15 protein-coding genes and 1 tRNA gene are annotated in these 23790 nt (G+C 61.8%); 10 read left to right on the plus strand and 6 right to left on the minus strand.

The window, feature by feature from the left end:
* Positions 1-197: 197 nt before the first annotated feature.
* Positions 198-1487 carry an isocitrate lyase gene (gene aceA, locus NCHU2750_RS01615; protein WP_119938861.1) on the minus strand — a complete coding sequence of 430 codons (1290 nt, stop codon included), beginning with the start codon at positions 1485-1487 and terminating at the stop codon, positions 198-200.
* Positions 1488-1683: 196 nt separating this feature from the next.
* Here aceA and NCHU2750_RS01620 point away from each other — a divergent pair, with 196 nt between their 5' ends.
* From NCHU2750_RS01620 to NCHU2750_RS01640, 5 genes are all read left to right on the plus strand, one after another.
* Positions 1684-3102: a helix-turn-helix domain-containing protein gene (locus NCHU2750_RS01620; RefSeq protein WP_119938862.1), complete on the plus strand. Its 1419-nt coding sequence runs from the start codon at positions 1684-1686 to the stop codon at positions 3100-3102.
* Positions 3103-3246: 144 nt separating this feature from the next.
* Positions 3247-4341, plus strand: coding sequence for a polyamine ABC transporter substrate-binding protein (locus NCHU2750_RS01625; protein WP_119938863.1), 1095 nt, complete (start codon positions 3247-3249; stop codon positions 4339-4341).
* An 89-nt stretch (positions 4342-4430) separates the two neighbouring features.
* Positions 4431-5588: an ABC transporter ATP-binding protein gene (locus NCHU2750_RS01630; RefSeq protein WP_119938864.1), complete on the plus strand. Its 1158-nt coding sequence runs from the start codon at positions 4431-4433 to the stop codon at positions 5586-5588.
* Positions 5589-5600: 12 nt separating this feature from the next.
* Positions 5601-6533 (plus strand): ABC transporter permease subunit, encoded by a 933-nt coding sequence (locus NCHU2750_RS01635; protein WP_119938865.1) that lies wholly within the window; start codon positions 5601-5603, stop codon positions 6531-6533.
* A gap of 1 nt (position 6534) precedes the next feature.
* Positions 6535-7356, plus strand: a complete 822-nt coding sequence (locus tag NCHU2750_RS01640) for an ABC transporter permease (RefSeq protein ID WP_119938866.1) — start codon at positions 6535-6537, stop codon at positions 7354-7356.
* Between the two features lie 23 nt (positions 7357-7379).
* Here NCHU2750_RS01640 and NCHU2750_RS01645 read toward each other — a convergent pair whose 3' ends face one another.
* Entirely contained in the window at positions 7380-9266 is a 1887-nt protein-coding gene (locus NCHU2750_RS01645; protein WP_119938867.1) for an AsmA family protein, read from the minus strand.
* Positions 9267-9399: 133 nt separating this feature from the next.
* On the opposite strand from NCHU2750_RS01645, the gene NCHU2750_RS01650 reads away from it, so the two are divergent.
* Positions 9400-11376, plus strand: coding sequence for an acetoacetate--CoA ligase (locus NCHU2750_RS01650; RefSeq protein WP_502703812.1), 1977 nt, complete (start codon positions 9400-9402; stop codon positions 11374-11376).
* A 341-nt stretch (positions 11377-11717) separates the two neighbouring features.
* Here NCHU2750_RS01650 and NCHU2750_RS01655 read toward each other — a convergent pair whose 3' ends face one another.
* Positions 11718-16268 (minus strand): ATP-binding protein, encoded by a 4551-nt coding sequence (locus NCHU2750_RS01655; protein ID WP_245480308.1) that lies wholly within the window; start codon positions 16266-16268, stop codon positions 11718-11720.
* Positions 16269-16504: 236 nt separating this feature from the next.
* On the opposite strand from NCHU2750_RS01655, the gene NCHU2750_RS01660 reads away from it, so the two are divergent.
* The 4 genes from NCHU2750_RS01660 (at position 16505) to NCHU2750_RS01675 (ending at position 19193) form a co-directional block, all read left to right on the plus strand.
* Positions 16505-16948, plus strand: coding sequence for a phasin family protein (locus NCHU2750_RS01660; protein WP_119942819.1), 444 nt, complete (start codon positions 16505-16507; stop codon positions 16946-16948).
* A 172-nt stretch (positions 16949-17120) separates the two neighbouring features.
* Positions 17121-17197: transfer RNA gene (locus tag NCHU2750_RS01665), tRNA-His, on the plus strand.
* 334 nt (positions 17198-17531) lie between these two features.
* Entirely contained in the window at positions 17532-17927 is a 396-nt protein-coding gene (locus NCHU2750_RS01670; RefSeq protein ID WP_119942821.1) for an FAD synthase family protein, read from the plus strand.
* A gap of 126 nt (positions 17928-18053) precedes the next feature.
* Entirely contained in the window at positions 18054-19193 is a 1140-nt protein-coding gene (locus NCHU2750_RS01675; protein WP_119938869.1) for a CDP-glycerol glycerophosphotransferase family protein, read from the plus strand.
* A 71-nt stretch (positions 19194-19264) separates the two neighbouring features.
* On the opposite strand, the gene NCHU2750_RS01680 is transcribed toward NCHU2750_RS01675, so the two are convergent.
* From NCHU2750_RS01680 to NCHU2750_RS01690, 3 genes are all read right to left on the minus strand, one after another.
* Positions 19265-21652, minus strand: coding sequence for a phosphoketolase family protein (locus NCHU2750_RS01680; protein ID WP_119942823.1), 2388 nt, complete (start codon positions 21650-21652; stop codon positions 19265-19267).
* A gap of 389 nt (positions 21653-22041) precedes the next feature.
* Complete coding sequence (gene adhP / locus NCHU2750_RS01685) at positions 22042-23079, minus strand: alcohol dehydrogenase AdhP (protein WP_119938870.1); 1038 nt, start codon at positions 23077-23079, stop codon at positions 22042-22044.
* Positions 23080-23288: 209 nt separating this feature from the next.
* Complete coding sequence (locus NCHU2750_RS01690) at positions 23289-23786, minus strand: hypothetical protein (protein WP_119938871.1); 498 nt, start codon at positions 23784-23786, stop codon at positions 23289-23291.
* Positions 23787-23790: the final 4 nt, after the last annotated feature.

A 23790-nucleotide genomic window follows, 5' to 3' on the forward strand; every position in this document is an offset into this window, starting at 1 on the left:
TCGTTGGTTTCTGATAGTCAATCCGTTGGTTTGCATAGGCTTTCTTCCGGTGGCAAAATCCCCCTCTGCCCTGCCGGGCATCTCCCCCACAAGGGGGGAGAGGACCTGTGGCTACCGCCCATTTCTGTCTTTGAGCACTGCCGGGAAAGCTTGGTTAAGCCCTCCCCCTTGTGGGGAGGGGTCTTTCTTCGGCCCAATCACTCCGCCGCCGGCCTGAACTGCGCGTGCTCGGTGGATTCTCCCATGGCGGTCGTCGACGACAGGCCGCCGGTAATCGCCATCGACACGGCATCGAAATAGCCGGTGCCGACCTCGCGCTGGTGCTTGGTCGCCGTATAGCCGTTGACCTCGGAGGCGAATTCCGCTTCCTGCAGCTCGGAATAGGCGGCCATCTGCCGGTCCCTGTAGCCGCGCGACAGCTCGAACATGCCGAAATTCAGCTGGTGGAAACCGGCCAGCGTGATGAACTGGAACTTGTAGCCCATCGCCCCGAGTTCCCGCTGGAACTTCGCGATCGTCGCGTCGTCGAGGTTCTTTTTCCAGTTGAACGACGGCGAGCAGTTATAGGCGAGCATCTTGCCCGGATGGTCCCGCTGCACGCCCTCGGCAAACCGGCGGGCCTGTTCGAGGTCGGGCTTCGATGTCTCGCACCAGATGAGATCACAGTATGGCGCATAGGCGATCGCGCGGGCGATGCAGGGCTCAAGCCCGTTCCTCACCCGGTAGAAACCTTCCGCCGTGCGCCCGGCATCGTAGTCGACAAACGGCCGGTCGCGCTCGTCGATATCGGATGTCAGGAGCTTGGCCGCCTCCGCATCGGTGCGGGCAATGACCAGTGTCGCAACGCCCATGACATCGGCCGCAAGCCGCGCCGCCGTCAGGTTGCGGATATGCGCCGCGGTCGGGATCAGCACCTTGCCGCCCAGATGTCCGCACTTCTTCTCCGATGCCAGCTGATCTTCGAAATGGACGCCGGCCGCGCCCGCCTCGATGAACGCCTTCATGATCTCGAAGGCGTTGAGAGGTCCGCCGAAACCGGCCTCGGCATCGGCAACGATCGGGGCGAACCATGTCTCGACCGACAGGCCCTTGCCCTCGGCGGTTTCGATCTGGTCGGCCCGCTGGAGCGTCCGGTTGATCCGCCGCGCCAGTTCCGGTGCCGCATTGGCCGGATAGAGCGACTGGTCGGGATACATTGACGACGCCGTATTGCTGTCTGCAGCCACCTGCCAGCCGGAGAGATAGATCGCCTTCAAGCCGGCGCGAACCTGCTGCATCGCCTGGTTGCCGGTCATGGCGCCGAGCGCATTGACGAAATCCTCGTGTCTCAGCAGCGACCACAGCCGGTTGGCGCCCTTTTCCGCCAGCGAGTAACGAATCTCGATCGAGCCGCGCAGCCGCGTCACGTCCTCTGTCGAATAGGGGCGGGTGATGCCGTCGAAACGGCCTTGCGGTGCATTGGCGATCAGCCTGTCAAAACCAGTCATAGTCTCTCTCTCCCGTTCGTTTCGGTCATCCGCCTCCAAGCAAATGTCCTGTGTAATATTTACAGAATTGATGATTATCATTCCATAAGTCTGTGATATAAAACGAGTTATGTTGTCATGACTTACACAAGGCTGCGTGTGACGAAGTAAAAATTGTAAAAATCGAACCGCGTAAAGATTTGACAGGAGGAGGTCGATCGTGGAGCGGAAAGTATTCGCAGGCGGCCGTGTCCGGCGCGTCCGGCAGGGGATGGGCCTGACCCAGACGGCGATGGCGGGGGCGTTGGATATCTCGCCCTCCTATCTCAATCTGATCGAGCGCAACCAGCGGCCCCTGACCGTGCAGTTGCTGTTGAAGCTCGCCGCCACCTACAAGTTGGATCTCGATGCGCTGCAGGGAGAGGGCGGCGGACTGTCGGGGCAATTGCGCGAAGTCTTTGCCGATCCGCTTCTGGCCGGAGAAATCCCCGGTGACCAGGAAATCGTCGAGGTGGCGGAGGCCGCACCCAATGCAGCGCTCGCCACCGTCAAGCTCTACCGTGCCTATCGCGAACAGGCCGGCCGTCTGTCCGATCTCGCCACACTGCTTGCCAGCGAAGGTCGTGAAATGGCCTCCGCCGGCAGCCACATGCCGATCGACGAGGTTCGCCAGGCCTTCGAGCGACGCCCGAATTTTTTCGCTGGTATCGAAGACGCCGCCGAGATACTCGGCAAGGGCTTTGCGGCGGGTGACGACCCGCCCTCGGCGCTGCGCAACTGGCTGAAGACCGAGCGCGGCATCACGGTTCGCACACTGCCGACCCATGTCATGCCGAGCCTGCGCCGCCGCTACGACCGCCACAGCATGCGGCTCTTCCTCTCCGAGCGCCTGTCACCCTTCGATCGCAACCGCGAACTGGCGATGGAAGTGGCGCTGCTGGCGATCGGGCCGGCAATCGACGCCGAGCTCCACACCCTCTCGCTGCAGACGGCGGAAGCCCGCCGCATCGCCCGCTTCGAGCTTGCCCGCTATGCGGCCCACGCGCTGCTCATGCCCTATGGCAGCTTTCTCGCTGCCGCCGTCAGGGCGCGCTATGACATCGATATCCTGCGCTCACGCTTCGATGTGTCTTTCGAACAGGCCGCAAACCGCCTGACCTCGCTCTGTCGACCGGATGCCGCAGGCATTCCGTTCTTCCTGATGGAAATCGACCATGCCGGCCATGTCGTACGCCGTGCCGGGGCGCAGGGCTTTCCCCGCGCGCGGTTCGGCGGCCAGTGTCCGAAGCTCAACATCCATTCCGCCTTTGCCGAGCCCGGCCGCATCCTGGTCGATCGGGTGGACATGCCGGAAGGCGATGCCTTTCTCGCGGTCGCCAGAACGCTGGAAGGACCGCAGGCCGATTTCGGCGAAAGGATCAGGCGCACGGCGATCCTCATCGGTTGCGACATGGCCCATGCCGGCGAGGTGGTCTATACCGCAGCCTTGCCGGCCTCGGGCTTTTCGGTCGCTGCCGGCCCCGCCTGCAGGATCTGCGAGCGCAAGGCCTGCCTTTCGAGAGCCGAGCCGCCGATCACCCGCCCGCTCGGTCTGGACGAAATGGTGACCGGATTGAGCGCGTTCGATTTCCAATAGAAAGACAGAAGCTTTGCGGCACTGCACATTACCACTTGTGGCTCGCAAAAATCCTTTCTACTCTACTTAAAAATAAAGAGGGAATGGCATGCGGAAAAGAGGTCGCGAACCTCTCGCAATGTCGGAGCTGGAACAGGAGAAATCATGCGAAACCATATACTTGGCCTTGCAGCAGCATTTGCTGCTACGGTCTTTTCGACCGCTGTGATGGCGCAGGAGAAGGAAGTCCACGTCTATAACTGGTCCGACTATATTGATGAATCCATCCTGACGGATTTCACCAAGGAGACGGGCATCAAGGTCGTCTATGACGTGTTCGATTCCAACGACATTCTTGAGACCAAGCTTCTTGCCGGTGGCTCCGGCTATGATGTCGTCGTTCCGACCGGTCCGTTCCTCGCCCGCCAGATCCAGGCCGGTGTCTTCCAGAAACTCGACAAGTCCAAGCTTCCGAACCTGAAGAACATGTGGCCGCAGGTCATGGACCGCCTCGCCAAGTATGATCCCGGCAACCAGTATGCCGTCAACTACATGTGGGGCACGACCGGCATCGGCTTCAATGTCGACAAGGTCAAGAAGGTGCTGGGGGATGTTCCGATCGACAGCTGGGATGTCCTCTTCAAGCCCGAAAATGCCAAGAAGCTGAAGGCCTGCGGCGTCAACATTCTCGATGCCTCCGACGAAACCTTCGCGATTGCCCTCAACTATCTGGGCAAGGACCCGGACAGCAAGAAGACCGCCGATCTCGAGGCAGCCGGCGAAGTCTACAAGAAGATCCGCCCCTATGCGAAGACCTTCAACTCCGCCGCCTATATCAACGATCTCGCCAATGGCGACATCTGCATGACGATCGGCTGGTCGGGCGACGTGCTGCAGGCCAAGACCCGCGCCGAGGAAGCCAAGAACGGCGTCAACATCCAGTTCATCATCCCCAAGGAAGGCACCTATATGTGGTTCGACAACCTCGCCATCCCTGCGGATGCGAAGAATGTCGACGAGGCCCATGCCTTCATCAACTACCTGATGAAGCCCGAGGTGATCGCCAAGGCGTCGAACTACGTCCAGTATGCCAACGGCAACCTCGCTTCGCAGCAGTTCGTCGACAAGGAAATCCTCGACAACCCGAACGTCTATCCGCCCGAAGAGGTCGCCAAGCACCTCTTCACCATCTCGCCCTACGATCCCAAGTCGCAGCGCGTACTGAACCGGCTCTGGACCCAGATCAAGACCGGCAAGTAATCACCGATCGGCAAGGGCGGGCATTCGACCCGCCCTTTTCATTTCAAACGACGCTGAGACTAGAAGACAAGCTGGGGCAAGGCATCCGCATGGCGAAATCTCTCGGACCGGTTAAGCGCAAATTCTCTCCCTGGACCGACCCTGATGCGGTCCCCTTCATCCGTTTCGAAAATATCACCAAGCGCTTCGGCACATTCACCGCCGTCGACAATCTGACGCTTGATATCTACGAGAAGGAATTCTTCTCCCTGCTTGGCCCTTCCGGCTGCGGCAAGACCACCCTGATGCGCATGCTGGCCGGTTTCGAGGAGCCGACCGAAGGCCGCATTCTCCTGCAGGGGCAGGATATCCGCGGCGTGCCGCCCTATCGCCGCCCCACCAACATGATGTTCCAGTCCTATGCGCTTTTCCCGCATATGACGGTGGAGAAGAACATCGCCTTCGGCCTGCAGCAGGACAATCTCCCCAAGGGCGAGATCTTGGCCCGCGTCGAGGAGATGCTGAAACTCGTCAAGCTCGAACAGTTCGCCAAGCGCAAGCCCAACCAGCTTTCCGGCGGCCAGCGCCAGCGTGTCGCGCTTGCCCGCTCGCTCGCCAAGCGCCCCAAGGTGCTGCTGCTCGACGAACCGCTCGGCGCGCTCGACAAGAAGCTGCGCGAGGAAACCCAGTTCGAGCTGATGGACCTGCAGCACACGCTCGGCCTCACCTTCCTGATCGTCACCCATGACCAGGAAGAGGCGATGACCGTGTCCGACCGCATCGCCGTGATGGACAAGGGCGTCATCGTGCAGGTGGCGACGCCATCGGAAATCTACGAGGCGCCGAACAGCCGCTACGTGGCGGATTTCATCGGCGACATCAACATTCTCGAGGGCAAGATCACCGAGACGGCGAGCGCGCTCGGTGCCCCCGGTGTCGTCAAGCTGGATTGCGACGGCCTCGCCGTTGCTGTCGATCAGGAATGCCAGGCAGTCAGGGGAGACGCGGTTGCCTTCGCCATCCGCCCGGAAAAGGTGCGCATCTCGCTCGATGCGCCGGCCGACACCACGGTCAACAGCTTCTATGGCGAAGTCTGGGATATCGGCTATCTCGGCGATTTCTCGCTCTTTCTCGTCCGCGCGGAGGACGGCCGCATCCTGCGCGCCGCCCAGGCCAATGTCTCGCGCCTCGTCGACCGGCCGATCACCTTCGGCGACATGGTCTGGCTCACCTGGTCGCATGACGCCGGCCTGGTTCTGACGCGCTAGGGGAGGGTGACCATGGCCAATATCGCGGCAACCAGCCCGTCCGATGTAAAGCCTGCGAGCGGTCCCTCCTGGACCCGCTGGTTCGTCGTCCTCGTGCCCTATATCTGGCTGCTCCTGTTCTTTGCAGCGCCGTTTCTGATCATCTTCAAGATCTCGCTATCCGACACGGCGATCGCCATGCCGCCCTATACGCCGGTTTTCGACGGCTTTGGCGCGATCGGCGATTTCATCTCGCAGCTCGATTTCGAAAACTACTTCTTCCTCACCGACGACCCGCTCTACATCGACAGCTACCTCTCGTCGCTGAGGATCGCCTTCATCTCGACCGCGCTTCTCCTGCTGATCGGCTATCCGATGGCGCTCGCCATGGCGCGGGCATCGAACAATATCCGCCCGACGCTGGTGATGATGGTCATCCTGCCCTTCTGGACCTCCTTCCTCATCCGCGTCTACGCCTGGATCGGCATCCTCAAGCCCGACGGACTGCTGACGCTTCTGTTGCAGACATTGCATCTGATGGGGCCGGACCAGCAGGTGGAGATCTTCCACACCGACACGGCCGTCTTCATCGGCATCGTCTATTCCTATCTGCCCTTCATGGTCCTGCCGCTTTATTCCGCGCTGGAAAAGATGGACCATACGCTTCTAGAGGCCGCCGCCGATCTCGGCTGCACGCCCTTCAAGGCCTTCTGGAAAATCACCTTTCCGCTCTCGCTTCCGGGCGTCATCGCCGGCGCGCTGATCTGCTTCATCCCGATCACCGGCGAATTCGTCATCCCCGATCTTCTCGGCGGCGCCGACACGCTGATGATCGGCAAGACGCTCTGGACCGAGTTCTTCGGCAATCGCGACTGGCCGCTGGCATCTGCGGTGGCTGTCGTGCTGCTCGTGCTGCTCGTCGTGCCGATTGCGCTGTTCCAGAACATGCAGAAGAAGGTGGCCTGACATGAAGTCCTCACGCTTCGACATCACCATCCTGACGCTCGGCTTCGCCTTCCTCTACATCCCGATCGTCATTCTCGTCGTCTATTCCTTCAACGCCTCGCGGCTGGTGACGGTCTGGGGCGGCTTCTCGCTGCAATGGTATGGCACCATGTGGTCCAATCAGGGCCTGATGGATGCCGCCTGGGTGACCGCCCGCGTCGGCGTCATCAGCGCCACCGTCGCCACCGTGCTCGGCACGCTGGCAGCACTCGCTTTGGTCCGCTTCGAGAAATTCTTCGGCCGCATCCTGTTCTCGGGCATGATCTATGCCCCGCTGGTCATGCCGGATGTCATCACCGGCCTCTCGATGCTGCTTCTCTTCGTGGCGCTCAATGTCGATCGCGGCTTCTGGACCGTCATAATCGCCCACACGACCTTCACCATGTGCTACGTGGCGATCGTTGTGCAGTCGCGTCTTTTGACCTTCGACCGCAGCCTGGAAGAGGCTGCACTCGATCTCGGCTGCCCGCCGGTCAAGACCTTCTTCAAGATCACGCTGCCGCTCATCCTGCCCGCAGTGCTGGCCGGCTGGATGCTGGCCTTCACCCTGTCGCTCGATGACCTTGTCCTGGCGAGCTTCAACACCGGTCCGGGCGCTACGACCTTGCCGATCAAGATCTATTCGCAGGTTCGCCTCGGCGTGACACCGGAAATCAATGCGATCTGCACGATCCTCATCGCGCTCGTCACCGTGGGTGTGATCATCGCCTCGCTGATGACCAAGCGGGCCGAGATCAAGCGCATCCGCGATGAACATCTGGCCATTCGCGGCGCGTCGGCCTGAGGCCGTTGACCGGGTTCGGCGCTCTATTCGCTGGCTTTTTGCTGAGGCGCTGCCGTTGGCCAGAGGATGGGGCTCGGCCATGCGCCGCCGATGAAAAAGCCGAGCGGCGCGCCGCCATCCTTCGACAGGACCGAAGCCGAAAGCGCCAGGCTGCGGGTGGCAAGCGGCACAGCCCCCTTCATCGAGATCGTCTCGTTTCGTCCGGCAATCTCGGCCTTGTCGAAATTGGCGATCCCGTCGCGGATCACCGCCGACGCATTGATGCTGTCGAAATCCACCGCGCCGGTGGCTGCGGCGCCGAGCGGGAAATAGGGTTTCTGCCCGGCCAGTTGGCGGATCACCGCCATGTCTACTCCGGTCAACCTGCCGGGACCGGCCTGGAAGCTCAGCGAGCCAGTCGCGGCGTTCCAGGCACCCTCGTTGATCGGCTGAGGCACGTCGAGCGCGATGTCGAGTGATCCCTGCGCCTGCGGTATCGGTCCCGCAAGCTGCAATTGCTGCGCAAGCGCAGCGAAATCGGCGCCGCGGATCGACGCGCGGAAGGCAACCGCCCGCCGCTTGTCGTCCTTCCCGGACGCTTCGCTGCCGGCCGGTTCCACGCCCTTGGTTTCCTTGATCGTGCTGATCCTGCCGGTCAGGCGCCCCGGCTGCAGGTCGCTGTCGAGTATGTCGAGACGGAACTGGTCGGACACGTTCATCAGCCCGAGCGCAATGTCATGGATCTGGACTGCGCCGAGCGTCGCAATCTGCGAAGAGAGCCTGAGATCGAGTTCCAGATCGGTCATCAGCGAGGGAAGCGCATGCGGCTCCTTCATGATCGTCGGTTCGAGTGCTGCAAGCAGGCGCAGGAGATCGATACGGTCGAAGGCCAGCGTGCCGGACAGTTTCGAGCGGCCGGCATCGGGTATGTCGACTTCCATCAATCCGGTGGCATGCTCGTCATTGAGCCCGAGGGATAGATTTTCAAACCGCAATTCCTGTCGGTCGGCAATCAGCTTGGCGCTGAAGGAGGCCGATTGCAGCCCGTCCACCAGCGCGGGATTGAACCCGGCCCAGCGCATCAGCGCCGGCATGTCGGAAGCCTGCAATTCGGCATCGCCGGAGAAATAGCCTCGTCGGGTCAGGCTGGCGATGCCATCGAATGTCGCCTGGCCGAAATCCGAGTTCGCCCGCCCCTGAAATTCGCCGCTTCGCCCGTCGAGAAGCAGAAGCGGCTGGGTGCTGCGCAGGTCGAGCTCGATCTTCTTGCCGCGCAGCATCGCTTCCATTCGCCCCGAAGCAGGCGCAGAAAGGTGTGGCCAACCCATTCTGCCGTCGATCGCGTCGATGCGCAGCGCTGCCTCGCCGGGGCCGGCGGCGATCTCGATTACCCCGTTTATCACCTGCATCTCGCCGACCGGAGCATCGAGCCCGGCGGGAAGCGTCTGGTGGTCGCCATTGGCCGTGACTTTCGTCATCGCGTCCATCAGCAGGCCACCCTGCGCCCAGCGCAGATGGCCATCAGCGTCGCGGTCGAGATAGACACGCGGATGGACGAGCCTGAAGTCCTTGAATACCGGGCGATCCAGCAAGGCCTCCATCAGGTCGAACGACGCCGATAGTGAATCGATCTTCGCCAGCACCTTCTGGTCTTCGGTTCCGCTGCGCTGAATGGTGATATCGGAAAGCGTCACCTTCGGATGCGGCCAGAAGCGGATCGTAGACACGCCGCCGATCGTCGCTTCGTGTCCGGTCCATTGTTCGACGGATTGCTCGATATGCTCCCTGATCATTTTCTCCGAGATCAGGAAGGGTGTGACGATCCGGAAAATCGCAACCGCCAGGATCACCAGCGCAGCCGCGATCAGCAGCACTCGGCCATAGGGCCGGCTGGCATGCCTGCGGATGGTGTGGGCGGCTTTTGTGAACATGCAAGGCGCATATAGGAAATGCAGTTGAGGCGCAATTCAGGCAGTCCATCGAGAAATGGGCTTGCACGACCGCAGCCTGCGACATCTTATACACATCCGCGTGTGCCGGCAGGGGGAGGCCGGACACAAAGCGATGAAAGGGAGGATTATGGTCGATCAGGAAAAGCCGCTTTGGACCCCGTCCGAAGACGAACAGCGCGCCACACCGCTCTATCGGTTCATGCGCTGGTGCGAGAAGCGCCACGCAAGAAGCTTTGCGGACTATGATGCCTTCCACGCCTGGTCGGTCGCCGAACGCGAGGATTTCTGGTCGGCTATCTGGGACTTCTGCGGCGTGGTGGGCGAGCGCGGCGCAACGGCCCTGCTCAACGGCGACGACATGCTCGCCGCGCGCTTCTTTCCCGAGGCACGGCTGAACTTCGCGGAAAACCTTCTGGCCCATGCCGGTGCCGAAACGGCCACGGCGCTGATCTTCCGCGGTGAAGACAAGGTTTCCTATGCATGGACCTGGGGCAGGCTGCGCGACGAGGTGTCGAAACTGCAGCAGGCCTTTCGCGACCTTGGCGTCGGCAAGGGCGACCGCGTCGCTGCAATGATGCCGAACCTGCCGGAGACCATCGCCTCCATGCTGGCCACGGCCTCTCTCGGCGCCATCTGGTCGTCCTGTTCGCCCGATTTCGGCGAAAAGGGCGTGCTCGACCGTTTCGGCCAGATCGAGCCGAAGCTCTTCATCGCCTGCGATGGCTACTGGTACGGCGGCAAGCGGCAGGATGTGGCGGACAAGGTCAAGGCGGTGGCCGCGATCCTCGACGTGCCGGTCATCGTCGTGCCCTATGCCGGGGATGCGGCGGCGCTTGCCGGCAGCCTGACAAATGGCCGAACCTATCCCGAGCTGACGGCGAGCTATGAGGCCGGGCCGCTCGATTTCCCGCAACTGCCCTTCTCCCACCCCCTCTATATCCTCTTTTCCTCCGGCACGACCGGCATTCCCAAATGCATCGTCCATTCGGCCGGCGGAACGCTGCTGCAGCATCTGAAGGAACACCGGCTCCATTGCGGCATCGAGCCGGGCGAGCGGCTTTTCTACTTCACCACCTGCGGCTGGATGATGTGGAACTGGCTGGCTTCGGGGCTTGCTGTCGGCGCAACGCTCTGCCTGTTCGACGGTTCGCCCTTTGCCCCGGATGGCAATGTCCTGTTCGATTATGCCGCCGAGGAGCATTTCTCGGTCTTCGGCACTGCCGCGAAATATATCGATTCATTGCGCAAGTCCGGCATTGCGCCGAAACAGAGCCACGACCTTTCGGCGCTCCGCCTGATCACCTCGACCGGCTCGCCACTGTCGCCGGAAGGCTTTGCCTTCGTCTATGATGGCATCAAGGAGGACATCCATCTGGCCTCCATCTCCGGCGGCACCGATATCGTCTCCTGCTTCGTTCTCGGCAATCCGCTGAAGCCGGTCTGGAAGGGTGAGATCCAGGGACCGGGGCTCGGCCTCGCCGTCGATGTCTGGGACGATGACGGCAGGCCTGTCCGCGGCGAGAAGGGTGAACTCGTCTGCACCAGGGCTTTCCCCTCTCAGCCCATCATGTTCTGGAGCGATCCGGACGGCGCCAAATACCGCGCCGCCTATTTCGAGCGTTTCGACAATGTCTGGTGCCATGGCGATTTCGCCGAATGGACAGAGCATGGCGGCCTCGTCATCCATGGCCGGTCGGACGCGACGCTCAATCCGGGCGGCGTGCGCATCGGCACGGCGGAAATCTATAATCAGGTCGAGCAGATGGAAGAGGTGGCGGAAGCGATCTGCATCGGCCAGGACTGGCATGACGATGTCCGCATCGTGCTCTTCGTCCGCCTCGCCGATGGGCTGTCGCTCGATGAGGAGCTGGCGAGGGCAATCAAGAGCCGCATCCGCATCGGCGCGTCCCCCCGCCACGTCCCCGCCAAGATCATTCAGGTCTTGGATATTCCGCGGACCAAATCCGGCAAGATCGTCGAACTCGCAGTCCGCGACATCGTCCATGGGCGGCCGGTCAGGAACAGGGAAGCGCTCGCCAATCCAGACGCGCTGAAGCTTTACGAAAGGCTTGCAGAACTGACCAACTGATCTTGCTGCGATGCAGCAATACATGGACCCGTCTCATTTCGGGACATGTTTAAGCGGTTGTTGAGTGACGTTCGTCAAATGCGGGGCGTAACGGCCCGAACCGGTGTATCAATACCGTCATGCGATGAAGCTTGAGGCGCACCCCGCACCCCGTCGTCGTTGAACAGCACAATTTCTAAAGGCAGCCCCGGCTGCCTTCTTTTTAAACCCGGATACATGCATAGCGCGAAAAATGTGATATTTAGTCACGTTATGGAGCCGCTCTTCCATCATGTCGCAACCGCGCATCATGGATGGGAGAGGACGCATGGGGACGGGAGGCAAGCCCCCGCCTTTTGATCTCAGCTCGCCAGAACCCGTTGCGAGGGGAAGGTGATCTCCACCAGCGTGCCCTCGTTCGGCGCCGACGAAATCGAGAAATTCGCCCGGTTGGCATCCACCATCGCCTTCGTCAGCGGCAGGCCGAGGCCTGTGCCGTCACCGCGCTTGCGCGAGGCACCAGCCACCTGACGGAACGGCTTCATCGCGAGCTCAAGCTCGGCGCGGGTCATGCCGATGCCGGTATCGCGGATCCGCAACACAACGCTGCCATTCGCCTCATAGGCCGTCGATACGACGATCTGGCCGCCGGACGGGGTGAAGCGGATGGCGTTCGACAGGATGTTGAGCACGATCTGCTTGATCGAGCGCAAATCCGCCACCACCTGCGGCACGGTCTGCGAGAGCGAGGTGCGGATGATCACGCGCTGGCCATTGGCCTGCGGCTGCACCAGCGACACCGCTTCCGACACGGTCTCGTTGAGGCCGACCGAGACGAAGTCGAGATCCAGCTCGCCGGCTTCGATCTTGGAAATGTCGAGAAGGTCGTTGACGATATCGAGCACATGCCGTCCCGAGCGGCCGATATCGTTGGAATATTCGATATAGCGCGGATGGCCGACAGGCCCGAGCCGTTCGGAGGCCATCATGTCGGCAAAGCCGATGATTGCATTGAGCGGCGTACGGATCTCGTGGCTCACATGCGCCAGGAACTCGCTCTTGTGTGCATTGGCCGTCTCGGCGGCACGCTTGGCGGTGCGCAACTCCTCTTCGGTCCGCTTCCACTGGGTAATGTCGCGGATCACGGCGCAATAGCCGTTGGACGAGGTCAGCCGGCCGATCGTCATGAACAGCGGAATGAAGCCGCCGGATGCCTCGCGACCGATCACCTCGCGCCCGTCGTTCAGCACGCTCGCAACGCCGTGGCCGGACAGGCCTGCCAGATAGTCGATGATTGCCCGCTGGCTCTCATGGGCAAACAGCGTGACGAAGGGCTTGCCGTTGATTTCTTCGGCATCGAAATTGAACAGCGCGCTCGCCGCCCGGTTCAGCGAGCGGATCTCGCCGTCCGCCCCGATGATCACCACGCCATCGGTCGCCGTCTCCAGAATGGCCCGCATCTCGTCGACTTCGACCTGCAGCTTGGCCAATTGGTCGGCGGTGCGAAGCGGCCTGAGCGGCAGCACGTTGGCGCCGGATGTTTCCGGATGTTCCGGCTCTGCGGCCGCCACCGGCATCAGCGCCAGCATCAGCGCCGAAGCGTCATTCCAGCGGATCGACTGCAGCCGCGCCGTGACCGGCACGATCACGTCATCGGCGCGCACCACCACCATGCCGCCGGCATGGGTGGTCTTGTCTTCCAGTTCCTGCCGCTGCAGCAGCGCATCGAGCCCGCCGATATCGGCAAGAGCCTCGAGCGTCGAATAGCCGGTCATCTTGAGGAATTCGCCATTGGCATGGATCAGCCGGTCGCCGGCATGCACCAGCAGGGCCACCGGCATCTGGTCGATGATCTCTTCCGAAAGCCCGATCCGGTCGCGCCCCGGCATCATCGCCGCAAGCGCTGCCGCATCTGCCGGCGAGGGGAGGTGGTCTGTCTCTGCCTGCTCCCGCTCGTAGCCTTCGCCATGCCCGACACTGCTCTCATCGGCGGCATCGTGCCCGGCGAAATCGTCACCGGACACCGCGTCGGATAGCTCTTCCACGCCATGCGTCTCAGGCTCGGCGATCTCGCCAGCAGCCTGCAATGTGTCTGCCCCGGTCTCTTCGACTTCAGCCTGTTGCGAACCAGTCTGTTCCAAACCAGCCTCGGGAGCCGGGGCCGAATCATCCTCGGCCTCGTACGCTTCGACTTCACTATCGAAGGTGGACGCATCGGCCGTCGCGATATGGTCGTCGCCGTGCGCTACGTCTGAACCATCGCTCTCATTTTCGGTCGCCTGCGAGGGCTGATGATCGTGATCATCCGTCGCCGCCATCGAGGGTGTGGTAGCCGCCTGATGCTCGTCCTCGGTCACGATAGCGGCCGGTTCGGCCTTGCGGCCTGCTTCCGCATCCTCCGTCGATCTGACGAATGTATCGAGCCGGCGCGCGATCTCCTGGAAATTCGCCTGTTCGCCGGGGCTCAGCCGCGAACGATGTTCCTCCAGATGGATCACCTTGTCGGAGATCCGACGGCCGGGATTGTCGACCAGCCTCAGGGCCGGGGGCTCGCCCGCCGGCCATTCATGCGCAGCTTCGTCGATGACCGCCGGCTGTTCCTCGGGCTGGTGGTCCGCATCTGCTTCGTCCGCCGCCGCATGTTCGGCGCCATCGTCTGCCGTTGCGTGAACGGCAGCCTCGTCTTCCACTTCGTGGCTTGCAGGCCTCGTCTGTTGCAGGTCGTCCGTGGACTGATGGTCCTGTGGCAGAGTATCCCGAGCGGCTTCATTGCCGGTATCTTCCGGCATATCGTCGGCGACGCCGGTGTTATCTGCCACCACCTCGGCGGCAGGCTCGCTCGCCTCAGGTGCCTCAGCCTCCATCAGGCCATGGCCTTCCCCGGCCGTGGCAGGAGCCTCCGCTGTATCGTCGACATGAGCGGTGTCGCCCGCCACATCGTCATTGTCCAAATGCGGATTGCCGAGCGACAGTCCCGCCGCATTCGGATCCTCTGCCGCATCGCCCATGCGAACGATGCCGAAGCCGCGGAAACCGTCGAATTCGCGCGCCCGCGTATAGGTCGGCAGGGCTGCGAGATCGACCGGAACGACCAGAGACGTGCCCTCCACCGGCCACCAGATCGTCCGGCCGGACCAGGTGTCGCGGCGGCTGAGAAGTTCGGCGATCTTGCCGTCCGGATCGAGGTTGAAAAGTGCGGCAAGGTCGGAAAATGCCATGCCGGAAATATCCGCTGCATGCGGCCCGACGGCATCGGCAAATTCCCGCGACACTTCGCTGAACCGGCCGGAAGCGTCGATCTTCCAGACGAAGCGCACGGTCTTCATCAGCAGCTGCGGCTCGAATTTCTCGTCCGCCACGGGCGCAAGCTCGGCGTCGTCATCGACGAGAACCGGCGCTTGTTCGGGCACCGCCTCGGGCGCAACCTCGGACATTGCCTCGGATGTATCCGCAGAAGCTTCGTCGCTCACGCCATGGGCTGTCTGCTCCAACGCAGCGCCGTCGTCTTCCGCAGCGGTTTCGCTCGAGTGATGCGCCTCGACGGGCTCGTTTCCTTGATCGTGAGCCTCAGCGGCCTGATCGGCCGCCACGTCATCCAAGACCACGTCGTCCGAGGCCGTGTCATCCACAATGGCCGTCTCGCCGGCATGCTGAAGCGTCGCGTCCTGCTCTTCGGCCGGCTCTCCACCCGTCGCATCTGCGAAATGCGTCTTCTCAGCCTCGCCGACGACGATGGACTCTTCCGGAGCGACCATCTCGCCAGCCGGCTCCGGCGCATCATCCATCTCCGCCTCGGCATCGTCTGCCGCATGCATCGTCTCGTCCGGGAGTGGGATCACATCGTCGGCCGGAAGGTTTTCGCCATGCGGTTCGTCTTCGCCGGCGTTCTCCGGCTGCAGCGCATGCTCGCCGATACCGTCCGCTGCAGGCTCGTCCCGTGCCAAAAGATCCGCCGCATCGCTCGCGGCAGCCAAGGCATCCGGCTCTTCGCCGGTTGCCATGTCATCTGCCGGCTCGGCTGCATCCGGCGTACCCTCGAGCGAAATCTCTTCCTCGATCTCCGGATTGTCCTCGATCGCGGCCACCGCGCTGAGCGCATCCTCATAGTCCGGCGTCTCGCCGGACGAGATCTCTGCCGTCTCGATCGCAGCCGGCATGGCATTGGCCATCAGTACCGGTGCAACGATCGCAGGCGCTTCCGGCACCACCGCCTCGGTGGACGCAGGCGCGGTTACGGCTGTATCCTGGCTGCGGGTCGCGCCGACGACGAAGAGAAGGTTGAGCGCCGGATCTTCCGACACCTGGCCGATCGCAGCCGGCAGATAACCGCCGGAGGTCGAGACTGGCCGCTTGATCAGCCGGTGGCGATCATTGCCGACCATCGACACCAGCATGCGCGTCGTCTGCACGGAAATTGCCAGTGCCGGAAACTGGCCGGATTGCGCCAGCACCGCGCCCTGCTCGTCGAGCACGGCCATATGCGTTTCGGGGTCGTCGAACCCTTCGATCAGTCGCGCTGCCCGTTCGGCAAGCGAAAGCTTCTGGTTGTCGACCGGCACGCAGAGCAGGATGCAGGATTTGTTCTGCACCGTGATCATCTCGCAGCGCGCCTGCACGGCGACCCTGAGGAACCCGGAGGCGATGCGCACGGTAAATGTGCGGCGATCGCCGACGGCGCTGAGCGAACGGGCCACCGGCTCCACCTGGCGGAACATCAGTTCTCCGCGGTCGAGGCCCTGGTCGAGGAAATCATAGATCGAGGCAAAGCCGAACAGCGCCGCTCCGCGACCGTTCGCCCAGGAAACCGAGCGCAGGTCGGCGGAAAAAAGCACGACCGCCATACCCGCAGCAAAGGCTTCGCTGACACGGTCGTGTACGGCGACGTCGATGAAAGGATATTGCACGTCAGACATGGGCCAGCCTGTGAATTTACCTGTCGGCCCATAAGGCCATGGAATTAACCTCTTGTTAATATCCCGCCCCCTTCGAAGGGTCCACAAGGGAGGCGAGGAACGCGTAAACAGGGTTAACGCCGGCCGGTTGTTCACTGCTTCATGTTGCAATGCACAATGGCATCGACTATATTTACGGCAGAGGAGGCCCGGCGCTGCCTGTTTTTTCGCCGGACCGGATTTTGGAGGACCTGGATATGGCTTTTACCGACGATATTTTCTCTTTTTCCGCTTTCGATCCGGCCAAGCTCACGCAAGGCTGGCGCGAATTTGCCGAACAAGGCACGACCAGTTCCCGCGATGCCTACGGTAGGATGAAAAACGCCGCCGAGGAAGCCACCCAGACCATGCAATCCACAATCCATTCGGCCCAGGCGGGCACGATGGAATTCGGCCTGAAGGCGATGGACGCGCTGCGCACCAATACGGAAATGTCGCTCTCCCACATGGAGCAGCTGATCAGCGCCAAGTCCTTTTCCGAGGTTGTCGAACTGCAGACCGCTTTCGTGCGCAAGCAGGCGGAATTTACCGTCGAGCAGGCAAGGACGATGCAGGAAGCGGCCCGGAAAATGGCCGATGATGTTGCAAAGCCCGGTAAGGAAGCCGCCGAAAAGGTGATGGGCGCCTTCAAGGGCGCCTGAGCTGAAAAGAGCCGCGCCGCCGGAAGGCTTCAAAGCATGCTTTCCGCGCGCCATCGTCGCGTAGCGGTGATCCCACCACGATCCGGGATAGCTCGAATTTGTGCCTGCAAGGGACTTGCAATCTTCATGCGATGGCCGTATGTGACCGGTCAGCGTCGCTTCGGCGACCTATGCGGTTGTAGCTCAGTTGGTTAGAGCGCAGGTTTGTGGCACCTGAGGTCGGTGGTTCGACCCCACTCAACCGTACCATCCCGCCACCCAGAAAGTTCGATAATCACAAGGACTTACTGGGTGGCGGGAGAATTCTCCCAGGCCGTATCATGTTGTCCCGTTAAATTTGAGACAAAGCCCGGTATCCGCTCAGGATGTTGTTTCCTGCGGCTTCGATTGCGCCGTTTCGGTCCTGTTTCTCGCCCTGAATACCCAGCCCCTCCCGGCAAACGTGCTCCAGCCTTTCAGGGATCAGCCTCGCGCCAGTTTGCACGGCGACAATGTGGCCGATATGCAAGGTAGCGCTGCCTTGCGCGCGTGGGCCTTGCTCGACGCAAGGAACGCGGCACTGGTCGCCTTTGGGGGTATGTTTATGAAGACGGTGATCACGTTCGGTACGTTCGATATGCTGCATGTCGGCCATATCCGGATACTTGAACGTGCCAAGAGGCTTGGCGACCGGCTTCTGGTCGGTGTGTCGAGCGACGAGCTCAATTTCCGCAAGAAGCAGAAGAGCGCGATCTACAACGAGCAGGATCGCATGGAGATCATCCGTTCGATCGCTTTTGTCGATGACGTTTTCCTCGAGGAATCTCTTGAGCTGAAGGGCGAATACATCAAGCAGTTTTCCGCCGACATCCTCGTCATGGGTGATGACTGGGAAGGCCGGTTCGATATGTTCAACGACCTGTGCCAGGTCGTCTATCTCCCCCGCACGTTGGGAATATCGACGACGGAAACGCTCGAATACATAAGGGTAGGCGCCTGAGGGCACCTCCTTCGAAGCGGAGGCCGTCTCAAGCCAGATATGCCTCAACGGTTTTGGTCTTGATATCTCTCGGCGGGGAAACGTGGTCCGGCCGATGGCAGGGCGCTGGCGGGTAAAGGTCTTGCAATGACGCAAAAGAAAATCGTCTTCTACGGATGGAACCCGTTCCAGCTTCTGCATTTCCGCAGGCTGATCAAGGCCATTCCGGGTGCCTGCTTCATCCTGGAGAATCGGGAAAACTCGATCAAGGATTTTGCCCCCGAACTGCTCAACGACCCCCTGGTTCCGGTCATCGTGATCGAATCGGCCAAGGTGCCGGCGCTGAACGCCATCGCCGATGTCGTGGTATGCCAGAACGAATTCCCGCTGATCGAGACGTTCACCAGAGCCAAGATCGCCATGGTCCAATATGGCTATGCGAAGGAACCGCACAATTATGGCCCCTGGCGCGTCTTTGCCGATCTCAACCTCGCCTATGGTCCCTACGCAGTCGAGCGCATGGCCTATTTCGCCCCGAGCGTCGATGTCGGCAACCCGCAATATGACGACTGGTTCGACGAGAGTTTTCACCAGCGGGCCCGCGCGAAATATGGTCCACGCCTCGATCCGGCCCGCAAGACCATTCTCTATGCACCGACCTGGGGCGATCTGAGCAGCATCGACCGGTTTCTCGGGGCCGTCCAGGCGCTTTCCGGCGACTATAACGTCCTCCTCAAGATACACCACAATACCCAGCGCAGAGAGGCCGGCCGCCGCGATGCCGTCACCAATCTCAATACGCATCACTTCGGCGCCAGCGACGCTCTGCTCGATCTGATCAGCGTCTCGGACGTTGTCATCTCGGATTATAGCGGCGCGATTTTCGATGCGGTGTTCTGCTCCAGGCCGATTGTTCTTCTCAATGACCAGAAGTCGTCGTCAAGCGACAAGATGGATGACTACAGCATCGAGTTCTCGCGACGCGGCGAACTCGGCCTGCAGGTCGATCATCCCGGCGATCTGAAGGCCGTGGTCGACCGGGCTGCGTCCGATCCGAACGCCGTGATGGCGTTGAGCGAGGCTCTGCGAAACGAACTCTTCACCGATCGGCCCGATGCGACGGAAGAGGCGGCGAAGGCCATCCTCGATCTCGCCAACGGCAAGTACCAGCCCTCCCAGATGCAAACCTATCTCCGCAAGGAGATCAGGGCCTTTCGCGAAACCAGCAGGCAGCTCGGCGTTGCGGTCTATCGCATGCGGCAGATGCAGATGTCGTCTGCCAGGTAAACGAAAACGCCCCCTTTTTGAGGGAGGCGCATCGCCGTCCGGGATGGTTCCGGTTACAATCGACCGGAGGCCTACTTGCCTGCCGACCACATCCAGTCGCGGATTTCCGGCATGTCCTCGCCATATTCGCAGACATAGGCCTTATGCTCTGCAAGCTTGGCATTCAGCATCTCGACCACATGCGGAACCTTTTCCTTCAGTTCCGGCACCCATTCGATGACGTCGAGCGCCAGATGGTAGCGGTCGAGCTGGTTCAGGACCGTCATGTCGAAAGGCGTCGTCGTCGTGCCTTCCTCGATGAAGCCGTGAACATGCATGTTGCGGTGGTTGTTGCGCTTGTAGGTCAGCCGGTGGATCAGATACGGGTAGCCGTGATAGGCGAAGATCACCGGCCGTTCGGTGGTGAACATCCGGTCGAAATCCTCGTCGGTCAGGCCGTGCGAATGTTCTTCCTTGGCCTGCAGCGTCATCAGGTCGACGACGTTGACGACACGGATTTTCAGGTCCGGGATCGCTTCGCGCAGGATGGAGACCGCAGCCAGCGTTTCCATCGTCGGCACGTCGCCGGCGCAGACCATCACCACGTCGGGTGAGATCGTGTCCTCTTCATTGCCGGCCCAGTCCCAGATGCCGATACCGGCCTGGCAATGCTTGGCCGCATCCTCGATGCCCAGCCATTGCGGCTCCGGCTGCTTGCCGGCGACGATGACGTTGATCCGGTCCCAGGTGTTGAGGCAATGGTTGGCCACCCAAAGAAGCGTATTGGCATCCGGCGGCAGGTAGATGCGCACCACGTCGGCCTTCTTGTTGGCGACGAGATCGACGAAACCGGGATCCTGGTGCGAGAAGCCGTTATGGTCCTGCCGCCACACATGCGAGGTGAGCAGGTAGTTGAGCGACGAGACCGGCTTTCTCCATTCCAGCTCGCGCGTCACCTTCAGCCACTTGGCATGCTGGTTGAACATCGAATCGATGATGTGGATGAAGGCCTCGTAGCATGAGAACAGGCCGTGCCGGCCGGTCAGCAGATAGCCTTCCAGCCATCCCTGGCAAAGATGCTCCGAAAGCACTTCCATCACCCGGCCGTCGGGCGACAGATGCACGTCGTAAGGCTCGATCTTCTCCATCCACACGCGGTCTGTCACGTCGAACACGGCGCCCAGCCGGTTCGATTCCGTCTCATCCGGCCCGAAGATGCGGAAATTCTTTTCCTCGTCGTTGAGCGTCAGGATATCGCGCAGATATTTGCCGAGGATCTCCGTCGTCTGCACGATCGTCTTACCGGGCTCCGGCACGTCGATCGCATAGTCGGAAAGTGGCGGGCATTTCAGCTCCTTGCGCAGCAGCCCGCCATTGGCATGCGGGTTGGCGCCCATGCGCCGTTCGCCGGTCGGCGCGAGCGCCTTCAGTTCCGGCTTCAGTCCACCGTCGAGATCGAACAGGTCTTCCGGATTGTAGGACCGCAGCCATTCTTCCAGCACTCTGCGGTGGTCTGAATTTTCGCGGCAATTGGCGACCGGCACCTGGTGCGCGCGCCAGAAGTCCTCGACCTTCTTGCCGTCCACTTCCTTCGGTCCCGTCCAGCCCTTGGGGCTGCGCAGCACGATCATCGGCCAGCGCGGCAGTTCGGCATGTGAGGGATTGGAGCGGGCCTTGTCTTGAATTGCCCGGATCGTATCGGTGGCGGCATCCATGGCGCCTGCCATCAGCCGGTGCATCGCCTCCGGCTCGTGGCCTTCGACGAAGATCGGCTCGTAGCCATAGCCTTCAAACAGCTTTCTGAGGTCTTCGTCGGGAATGCGTGACAGCAGCGTCGGATTGGCGATCTTGTAGCCGTTGAGGTGCAGGATCGGCAGGACTGCACCGTCGCGGGCGGGGTTTAGGAACTTGTTGGAATGCCAGCTTGCGGCGAGCGGCCCGGTCTCGGCCTCGCCGTCACCCACCACGCAGGCGACGATCAGGTCCGGATTGTCGAAGGCCGCGCCATAGGCATGCACAAGCGCATAACCGAGCTCGCCGCCTTCATGGATCGATCCGGGCGTTTCCGGCGCCGCATGGCTCGGAATGCCGCCGGGGAAGGAGAACTGCCGGAACAGCCGGTGCATGCCCTCGGCGTTTTCCGCAACCTCCGGATAGATCTCGCTATAGATGCCCTCAAGCCAGGTATTGGCCACCATGCCCGGTCCGCCATGGCCCGGTCCGCAAATATAGATGACGTTGAGATCGCGCTTTTTGATCACCCGGTTGAGATGCGTATAGATGAAGTTCAGCCCCGGCGTCGTGCCCCAGTGGCCGAGCAGGCGCGGCTTGATATGCTGGGGCTGCAGCGGCTCGCGCAGGAGCGGATTGTCGAGAAGATAGATCTGCCCCACGGACAGGTAGTTTGCGGCCCGCCAGTAGCGGTCCATCAGCTTCAGTTCGGCATCCGGAAGCTCGCTCTGCGACGCTTTGGGTGCCATGACGGGTGCCGCTTCGCCTTCGGATGGCTGAAGGGCTGCGTGCTGGACTGGACGTGTCGTCGGCATGAATCTCTCCTCAAGGTTTGGCGCAGGCCGGGCAGGGGTGCAACCAGGCTGCTTCTGGCGTTGGAATCGGCGAAGTGGCGACGGGCTCGGGCACGTCCAGGCATTCGCCGTTGGTCTCCCCGTCAGGTCAGGCGGACTGGCGGCGCAGGCAGCCGGGGGAGCCGGCCTTCCTGCGCGTCTTGCGGATGCATCGGGAGGATCATGTCGCATCCCGCATGCCAGTCCAAGTCGTGAAATCGGTAAGTCGTGAATGCGATGAAAGGCGGATTGTCGGGTGAGCGGAGAACGGCACGGCCTCCGCCGCGCCGCCCTCCAGCCGCCGCTCAGGCCGATGCGGCGAAATCGAGCACCATGCGGCCCTCGACGGTGCCGTTTTTCAATCGCTCGAAGATATCATTGATATCCTCCAGCGGTGCGGTGTTGATCTCAGCCTTCACCTTGCCTTCGGCGGCAAACGCGAGCGCCTCGTCGAGGTCGCGCCGTGTTCCGACGATCGAGCCCCGAACGGTGATGCGTTTCAACACGACGTCGAAGATCGGCGTCGGAAAATTGCCGGGCGGCAGGCCGACAAGGCTTACCGTGCCCTTGGCACGCGTCAGCGCGATCGCCTGGGAGAAAGCCGGTGGCGAGACGGCGGTGACAAGCACCCCATGGGCGCCGCCGCTGGTGGCCTTGATCGCCTGCTCGACCGCATCCGGGTCGCGCGCATTGATCGCTGCGTCCGCGCCGAGCGAGCGGGCAAGCTTCAGCTTCTCCTCGCCGACATCGAGTGCCAGCACATGCAGGCCCATTGCCTTGGCATATTGCACGGCCACGTGCCCAAGCCCGCCAATGCCGGAGATCGCCACCCATTCGCCGGGCCGGGCTTCGGTTTCCTTCAGACCCTTGTAGGTCGTCACCCCGGCGCAGAGGATCGGCGAGATCGCCGCGAAATCGACGCCGGCAGGAAGCTTGGCCGCGAATGCCGCATCGGCGATCACATATTCGGCGAACCCGCCATCGACGCTGTAGCCGCTATTGTGCTGCCTCGGGCAAAGCGTTTCCCAGCCGGTCTGGCAATATTCGCAGCGCCCGCAGGCATCATGCAGCCAGGCAACGCCCACCGCATCGCCTTCCTTGAGGTCCGTCACACCGGGGCCAACTTGGACGACGATGCCGGCAGCCTCGTGACCGGGAATGAAGGGCGGGTTGGGCTTGACCGGCCAGTCGCCGTCGGCGGCATGCAGGTCGGTATGGCATACGCCGCAAGCGGAAACCTTCACCAGCACTTCGCCGGGTCCCGGAACGGGCACAGGCACGCATTCGATCGTAAGGGGCTTGCCGAACTGCTTGACGACGGCGGCTTTCATGGTCTGAGGCATGCGGGGTCTCCTTGTCCGGCACATCCACCCGAAAACCGCTTTGACGGTCTTCGCAAAGTCCGATGTGCACCCTCCAAAAATGTCACAGCGTCCTGTCGCGCCTCATGGCGCAGGGCCTGTCGAGCCCACGGGTCTGGAGGCTAGGAGATTTGCGGACGACTTCATTGATCCAGCGCAATCTTTTCATTTAAACGATTAGCATCTGTTTCTCAGGCGTCTTGGCGCGGCTTGTGCTCGGCAATTTCGGAGGCATGACGGAATATATGGACCAGCCGGTTTTGATCTTTGCCAAGCTGCATCAAGGCTTTGTCGAACCTGCGCAATTCGCTTGCTGCCGGGCGGCGCGAACCGGCATTGCCTGCCTGGGTCTGGCCTGCTTGGGCCCGGAAGCCATGAATTGCCGGCCTGACGGAAATTCGTGGCCCCACATTGTCCTGGAACTGCGCAAGCCTCATTCCCGCCTTCACCAGCAACGCGCGCACACCGGGCCTGCTTTCCGTCGCGATCACCACCCGGAAGGCGTTGATCAGCGCTTCCTTGCCGACGGGCAGTTCCTCCGTGTCGAAAAGGTCGCCGCCCATCTCATGTTCCCTGATGTGGATGAGGAATAGGTCGACCAGATGATGGGCCGCCTGAAGTAACTGTGCATCCGTTCCGCGCGGGATCTCGCCGCCTCGCATCGTGCTGGCAAAATCGTGATAGGGCATGCTC

This window comes from Neorhizobium sp. NCHU2750, assembly GCF_003597675.1.
In the GTDB taxonomy this organism is placed as follows: domain Bacteria; phylum Pseudomonadota; class Alphaproteobacteria; order Rhizobiales; family Rhizobiaceae; genus Neorhizobium.